Genomic DNA, 6,623 nt, shown 5'->3' on the forward strand with positions numbered 1-6,623 from the left:
CTGGTGCACGTGCTGTCCCGGGAACCGCGCGACGTGGAACTGTTCAGCGGGCGGCTGGACGCCGACCGGCTGGCCGCCCTGCTCGACACGATCGTGCCCACGACCGACGTCGACCACTGGTGGCTGTGCGGGCCGTTCGGCCTGGTGCAGGACGCCGAGCGGGTGCTGGCCGACCGCGGCGTGCCGGCCGAGCGGGTGCACCACGAGTTGTTCTACGTCGACGAGCCGCCGCCGGCGCCCAAGCGGGTCGACGAGTCCGAAGTGGACGGACCGACCGCCGAGGTGACCCTGGTGCTGGACGGCAAGGAGACGACGCTGTCGCTGCCCGTCGACACCCCGATTCTCGATGCGGCCCAACGGGTTCGCTCGGACCTGCCGTTCGCCTGCAAGGGTGGGGTGTGCGGCACCTGCCGGGCGAAGGTGACCTCCGGCGAGGTGGCCATGCGCCGCAACTACGCCCTGGAGCCGCACGAGTTGGCCGCCGGTTTCGTCCTGACCTGCCAAGGCCTACCGGTCACCGACAAGGTCACCGTCGACTACGACGCCTGAGATGCGCCGGGCGCACGCCAGCGCTTCGGTGTGCGTGGTGTCCACCTCCAGGTCGTAGACCACACCCTGGTGCACCGCTTCCGCCTGTGCCACGGCCATTCCGCCGGCCCGGTCGCCCCGGGCGACCTCCCGGCCGGCGGCGACCGGCCCCGCACACCGGACCCCGACCCACAGCACGTCCAGCCCCGCGAGGGCGATCCGCCAACGTTGCTGCGACGTGGCCCCGCCGAGGAACACGTCGTCGACGATGATCCGGGCGCCGGCCCGCGCCATCGCGGCGACGCCGGCCACCCAGGCATCCTCCAGCCGCCGGAACTCCGGCCCGATGTGCACGGCGCCATCGCCCGTGATCTCGATGCCTGCGGCCGATTCCCGCATGGCGGCGGGCATCGCGGCGATCAGCGTGTCCACGCCCAGCGCGAGCCACGGTCCGGGCAGCAGCGCCTGCAGACACCGGGCGATGCCGGACTTGCCCGAACTGGACCCGCCGTTCAGCACGATCACCGACGTCACCGCCCCACCTTAGGTGGACGGGATCAGTCTGGCGGCGGCATCTGGATTCCGCGCCGGCGCTAGGCTCCCACCATGTCCCGAGCCGGATTGGACAAGGACCCGCACGACGTCGCCTCGATGTTCGACGGGGTGGCCAAGGGCTATGACCGCACCAACTCGGTGATGACGCTCGGGTTCGACCGGCGCTGGCGGGAGACGACCCGGCAGGCGCTGGACGCCGCTCCCGGCGAGCGGGTGCTCGACCTGGCCGCCGGGACCGCCGTCTCGACCGTGGAGTATGCCCGGTCGGGCGCCTGGTGCGTGGCGGCCGACTTCTCGCTGGGCATGTTGCGCGGCGGCGCGCACCGGGACGTGCCCAAGGTCGCCGCCGACGCCCTGCACCTGCCGTTTCGCAGCGGGGTGTTCGACGCGGTGACGGTGTCCTTCGGGCTGCGCAACATGAACGACACGGTGGCCGCGCTGCGCGAGATGGCCCGGGTGGTCCGGCCCGGCGGCCGGCTGGTGATCTGCGAGGTGTCCCAGCCGGGCTGGCGGCCGGCCCGGTGGGCCTACCACCACCTGCTGCTGCGTGCCCTGCCGTGGGTCGCCCGGCCGTTCTCGTCCAACTCGGTCGCCTACCGGTACCTGGCCGAGTCCATGCGCGACTGGCACGACCAGCGCTCGCTCGCCGAACTGATCGCCGAGTCCGGGTGGCACGAGGTCGAGTGGATGAACCTGACCCTGGGTGCGGTCGCCCTGCACCGCGCGGTCAACCCCCCGGCGGGGACCCGCGAGGCCGAACCGGCGGCGACTCGCGAGCCCCCCGAGGGTAGCTAGTTGTTGCCGAGCCGGGCGGGGGTCTGGGTGATGGTCTGGGCGGAGACGGTGCCGTCCGAGCCGGTGCTGCCCTGCACCGCCACGGTCTGGCCCGGTTGCAGGTCGGACAGGCCGCCGTCCTTGGTCACCCGGACCTGCGTGGAGTCCGAGGTGGACACCTTGACCGTGCGGCCGTCCGGCGTCTTGACGTAGACGTCGGTGCCTTCGACCTTCTCCACGGTGCCGATCGTGCCGCGGGCCTGCGGCCCCTGGCCGCCGTTGCCCGGCCCGTTGAACACGCGGCCGCCGCCGGGTCCGGCCGCCTGACGCGGGTCGTCGTCGGCGATCGCCGCGTGCGTGGCGATCCCGCCGAAGAACGCGGCCACCACGACCACCGCCGCGATGAGGCCGAGGGTCAGCTTGTTCACCGGCCGCTTGTTCTGCTTCAGCTCGGTGGACAGGTCCTCGCCGGCCACCGGCCGGTTCAGCAGGTCGTCCTGGGGTTGCGGTTCGGACATGGTCTTCCTCTCACTCATGGCGCAGGGCTTGGATGGGCCGCAGCGACGCGGCGCGGCTGGCCGGATAGCTGCCGAAGAACAGGCCGATCAGGGCGGACACCGCGAAGGCGAGCAGGATCGACGACGGCACCACCACCGGATCGATCCCGGCGACCTGGAACTGGCTGCCGATCACCCCGACGGCCACCCCGAGCAGCCCGCCGAACAGGCTCAGCAGGGTCGCCTCGGCCAGGAACTGGCCGAGGATCGCCGCCCGGGTGGCGCCGATCGCCTTGCGGATCCCGATCTCCCGGATCCGCTCGGTGACCGTGACCAGCATGATGTTGGTGACCCCGATCCCACCGACCAGCAGCGAGATCGCCGCCACCGCGGCCAGCAGCACGGTGAACGTCTGGGTGGTCTCGGTGCGCGCGGCCAGCAACTGCGACGGGTTGAGGATCCGGAAGTCGGACTGGCTGGCGTTGGTGATCCGGTGCCGGGCGTTGAGGATCGCGGTCACCTCGGCCTGCGCGGCCGAGATGGCGTCCGCCGACACCGCCTGCACCGCGATCTGGCTGAGCGACCCGTACCCGGTCACCGAGTTCTGCACCGCGGTCAGCGGGGCGACGGCGCTGTCGTCGGCGTTCTGCAACCCGCTGGTGCCCTTCGGCGCGAGCACCCCGATCACGGTGAACTGGATGCTGTCGACCAGCACCTGCTGGCCGACCGGGTCGGCGGTGCCGAACAGCGACTCGGCCGCGGTGGCGCCGAGCACCACGACCTTGCGGGCGGCCCGCACGTCCTCGTCGGTGAACCCCGTGCCGGTCGCCACCGGGCTGTTCGTGGTCTCGAAGTACTCCGGGTAGGTGCCGGCGAACTGCGGGATCTCGTGGCTGGCCGGCCCGTACACGGCGGTGACCGAGGTGGTGACCACCGGGGAGGCGGCCTTGACGTCCGGCGCGCCGAGCGGGTCGACCAGCGCCTTGGCGTCCTCGACGGTCAGCGGCCGGCCGGTGGTCTGGCCCGGACCGCGCAGCGGGGCGACGGTGAGCACGTTGGTGCCCAGCCCGGCGATGCTCTGCTCGACGGCGGCCGACGCCCCGCTGCCGACCGCGACGAGCATGATCACCGCGCCGACCCCGATGGTGATGCCCAGCGTGGTCAGGCCGGAGCGCAGCTTGTTCGCGGTCAGGCCGCGGATGGCGAAGCGCAGGATCTCGACGATGTTCATCGCACCGCCCAGACCTGGCTCGCGGCGGTGTCGGCGACGATCCGGCCGTCGCTGACCCGCACCACCCGCTCGGCGTGCCGGGCCACGTCGTCCTCGTGGGTGATCACCACGATGGTCCGGCCGAGCGCGTTGAGCCGGTCGAACACCGCCAGCACCTCGGCCGTGCTCTCGCTGTCCAGGTTTCCGGTGGGCTCGTCGGCCAGCACCAGCGCCGGCGCGTTGACCAGCGCCCTGGCCACCGCCACCCGCTGCTGCTGCCCGCCGGAGAGCTGGCTGGGCTGGTGGCCGGCCCGGTCGGACAGGCCCACCAGGTCCAGCGCGGCCAGCGCGCGCTGCCGGCGCTCCCGGCGGCCCAGCCCCGCGTACACCAGCGGAAGCTCTACATTGGACAGTGCCGAGGTGCGCGGCACCAGGTTGTAGGACTGGAAGATGAAGCCGATCTTCCGGTTGCGCAGCAGGGAAAGCTGCCGCTCGTTGAGCTCGGCCACGTCGATGCCGTCCAGCCGGTAGCGGCCCTCGGTCGGCACGTCGAGGCAGCCGATCAGGTTGAGCAGCGTGGACTTTCCCGAGCCGGACGCGCCCATGATCGCCAGGTAGTCACCGGGCTGGACGGTCAGGTCCACCCCACGCAGCGCGTGCACCCGGGTGTCGCCCGAGCCGTAGGTCTTGTGCAGCCCGGTGACCTCGATGACGGGGTTCGGCATCGATCGCTCGCTCACCGGCCACCGCCCGGGATGATCACGCCGCCGCCGGGGCCGCCCTGGAAGCCGCCGGTGCCACCGCCGAGCCGGCCCTGGCCACCGGTCCCGCCGGTGCCTCCGGTGGTCGCCCCGGAGGTGGCCAGCACCACCTGGTCCCCCTCGGAGATCCCGGAGGTGATCTGCACCAGCGACTCGCTGCGCACACCCACCTCGACCGTCCGGGTGGACTCGGTCCCGTTGTCGAGCACGGTGACCGTGGTCTGCCCGCCTGCGGTGCGCACCGCCGCGGACGGCACGGCGAGGGCGTCGTCGGCCCGGGCCACGGTGATCGCGACGCTGGCCGACTGACCGGGCCGCAGGCCCTGCGGCGGGGTGGTCAGGCCGAGCGTGACGCCGAACTGAACCACGTTGTTGCTGGTCGTCGGGGTCAGGTCGACCTGGGTCACCTTCGCGGCCACCGGGGTGTCCGGCACCGCGTTGACGGTGACCGTGGCCTCCTGGTCGGTCTTGATCTTGCTGACGTCGATCTCGGCGACGTTCGCCCGGACCACCAGGTTGGCCAGGTCGGTGAGCACGATGAACGCGCTGCCGCCGCTGTCGCTGTCGCTGCTGCCCTGGGCGGAGGAGTTGCCCGATCCGCCGACGCGCTGCCCGACGCTGCCGTTGATCGCGGTGACGGTGCCGGCGCCGGGCGCGGTGAGCACCGTCGCGGTCCGGGCGTCCTTGGCCTGGATGAGGGCGAGCCTGGCCTGGTCCACCTTGGCCTCGGCGGCGGCGACGCTCTGCGCGTTGCCGCCACCCTGGCCGGTCGTGCCGGTGTCGCCTGCGGCGTCCTCGGCGGTTTCCAGGTCCTCCTGTGCCGCGGCCAGGTTGGACTGGGCGACGGTGACCTGCTGCCGGGCCTCGGTGTCGTCCAGCTTGGCGAGCTGCTGCCCGGCGGCGACCGAGTCACCGACCTTGACGTTGATCTCGGTGACGGTGCCGGACGTGCCGAAGTCGGCGTCCGCGGTGTAGGCGCTCTGCACGGTGGCCGCCGCCGACACGGTCTCGACCACGCTGGTCCTGGTCGCGGCCACGGTGCGCACACCGGAGTTCGCGCTGCTCTCTTCGCTGGGCCACAGCAGCGTGTAGGCACCCCAGCCGGCCGCGCCGAGTGCGAGCACCAGGACGACGTTGATCGCCAGAATCCGCTTCTTCCGCATGCGGCCAATGCTGGCGAGCGTAGGTGCGGGTGAGCTTGGAACAGCCTGGGAGTTAGCTGGGTGCCCGGATCACTTTCGTCAGGTGCCGCACCGCGTCCAGCACGAGCAGCCCGGCCAGCACGCACAGGCCGATCGCGGCCGCCATCCAGTTGCCGAAGTAGCGGGTGGAGACCAGCTGGGTGCCGTCTTCGAGCACCAGCGTGATGGTGGCGATCCCGCGCGGCCAGCACCAGAACGCGCCCCAGACGGCGAAGCCCGCGGCGAGGAGTTCGGCGACGGCCAGCAGGACCCGCAGCGGTCGCCGGGACCGGGGACGACGGGCTGGTGCAAACAGGTCCGCGGCAGGCTCGTCTGCGATGGGCGGCGCACTCACGTTTGTCAGCTTCTCATGCGCAGGCGAGACGCCGACCGTCACGTTCGGGGGTCAGGACCCCCGAACGTGACGGAGCCGGCTCAGCGCGCCCGCGCCGAGGCGTTGTAGTACTGGTTGGAGTCCGAGCGGTACATGAACACGATGGCACCGAGGATCACGGCAGCCTGGATCAGCGAGATGACCAGTTCCAGGCCACCCGCCAGCCGCAGGTTGGCCAGGCTGGAGATGATCCCCAGCGCCCCCAGGACGGTGAGCGTGATCCGGGCCCAGTTGCGGCCGGCCCGCATCTTGTAGGCGAACAGCAGGAACAACCCCATGAAGATCAGGCCGACGATCACGGTGAAGACGATGCTGAAGGTGACCGCCGCGTCCACGTCCGACTCGGTGAACGACCCGTTGGACCTGCGCAGGCTTTCCCGGGCCGCATCCTCGATGGCCGACCGGCTGACCGTCAACGTCAGGATGATCGTCAGGATGCTGATCCCGACGCTCACCAGCCACAACTTGAATGCGGTTTCCACCGACTTCGGGGCCGCCACGGGAGCGATGGACATCTCTCGTTCGCTGGGTGGCGGAGCGCTTGGCATCGGTTCGTACGCCGGACGCTGGCCTTCCGGCTCGATAGGACCTGTCATGCGGCAGAACCTACCGTGTGTGACCGCCCCGCGGGTCACAAGTCGGACGCGACCACGCCCCGCAGGGCGGCCCGCAGGCCGTCGCCGTCCCGGGCCCAGGCCAGCACGGTGTCACCGTCGTCGAGCC

At 71.7% G+C, this 6,623-nt stretch carries 9 protein-coding genes; 2 read left to right on the forward strand and 7 right to left on the reverse strand.

From position 1 onward, the window contains the following. Positions 1-549 (forward strand): 2Fe-2S iron-sulfur cluster-binding protein (locus VFO68_RS04870; protein ID WP_325156937.1); only part of this gene is annotated, 549 nt, incomplete at its 5' end. On the opposite strand, the gene cpt is transcribed toward VFO68_RS04870, so the two are convergent. Then, positions 508-1,062, reverse strand: a complete 555-nt coding sequence (gene cpt / locus VFO68_RS04875; RefSeq protein ID WP_325156938.1) for a chloramphenicol phosphotransferase CPT — start codon at positions 1,060-1,062, stop codon at positions 508-510. The genes VFO68_RS04870 and cpt overlap by 42 nt on opposite strands. A 72-nt stretch (positions 1,063-1,134) precedes the next feature. Between cpt and VFO68_RS04880 the strand changes: the two genes are divergently transcribed. Next, a complete protein-coding gene (locus VFO68_RS04880; RefSeq protein ID WP_325156939.1) occupies positions 1,135-1,878 on the forward strand; it encodes a demethylmenaquinone methyltransferase in 744 nt (247 codons plus the stop codon). Here the strand turns inward: VFO68_RS04880 and VFO68_RS04885 are convergent. From VFO68_RS04885 to VFO68_RS04910, 6 genes are all read right to left on the reverse strand, one after another. After that, positions 1,875-2,393, reverse strand: coding sequence for a hypothetical protein (locus VFO68_RS04885; RefSeq protein WP_325156940.1), 519 nt, complete (start codon positions 2,391-2,393; stop codon positions 1,875-1,877). The two genes, VFO68_RS04880 and VFO68_RS04885, sit on opposite strands and share 4 nt — an antisense overlap. Next, complete coding sequence (locus VFO68_RS04890; RefSeq protein WP_325156941.1) at positions 2,386-3,585, reverse strand: ABC transporter permease; 1,200 nt, start codon at positions 3,583-3,585, stop codon at positions 2,386-2,388. The genes VFO68_RS04885 and VFO68_RS04890 overlap by 8 nt, the downstream gene beginning before the upstream one ends. Further along, positions 3,582-4,289, reverse strand: coding sequence for an ABC transporter ATP-binding protein (locus VFO68_RS04895; protein ID WP_325156942.1), 708 nt, complete (start codon positions 4,287-4,289; stop codon positions 3,582-3,584). Before VFO68_RS04895 ends, VFO68_RS04890 begins: the two co-directional genes overlap by 4 nt. A gap of 11 nt (positions 4,290-4,300) precedes the next feature. Continuing rightward, complete coding sequence (locus tag VFO68_RS04900) at positions 4,301-5,488, reverse strand: efflux RND transporter periplasmic adaptor subunit (protein WP_325156943.1); 1,188 nt, start codon at positions 5,486-5,488, stop codon at positions 4,301-4,303. A 52-nt stretch (positions 5,489-5,540) separates the two neighbouring features. Then, positions 5,541-5,861 carry a hypothetical protein gene (locus VFO68_RS04905; protein ID WP_325156944.1) on the reverse strand — a complete coding sequence of 107 codons (321 nt, stop codon included), beginning with the start codon at positions 5,859-5,861 and terminating at the stop codon, positions 5,541-5,543. Positions 5,862-5,941: 80 nt separating this feature from the next. Further along, entirely contained in the window at positions 5,942-6,355 is a 414-nt protein-coding gene (locus VFO68_RS04910) for a hypothetical protein (protein WP_325156945.1), read from the reverse strand. Positions 6,356-6,623: the final 268 nt, after the last annotated feature.

The organism is Actinophytocola sp. (genome assembly GCF_035712165.1).
In the GTDB taxonomy this organism is placed as follows: Bacteria; Actinomycetota; Actinomycetes; order Mycobacteriales; family Pseudonocardiaceae; genus DASYTH01.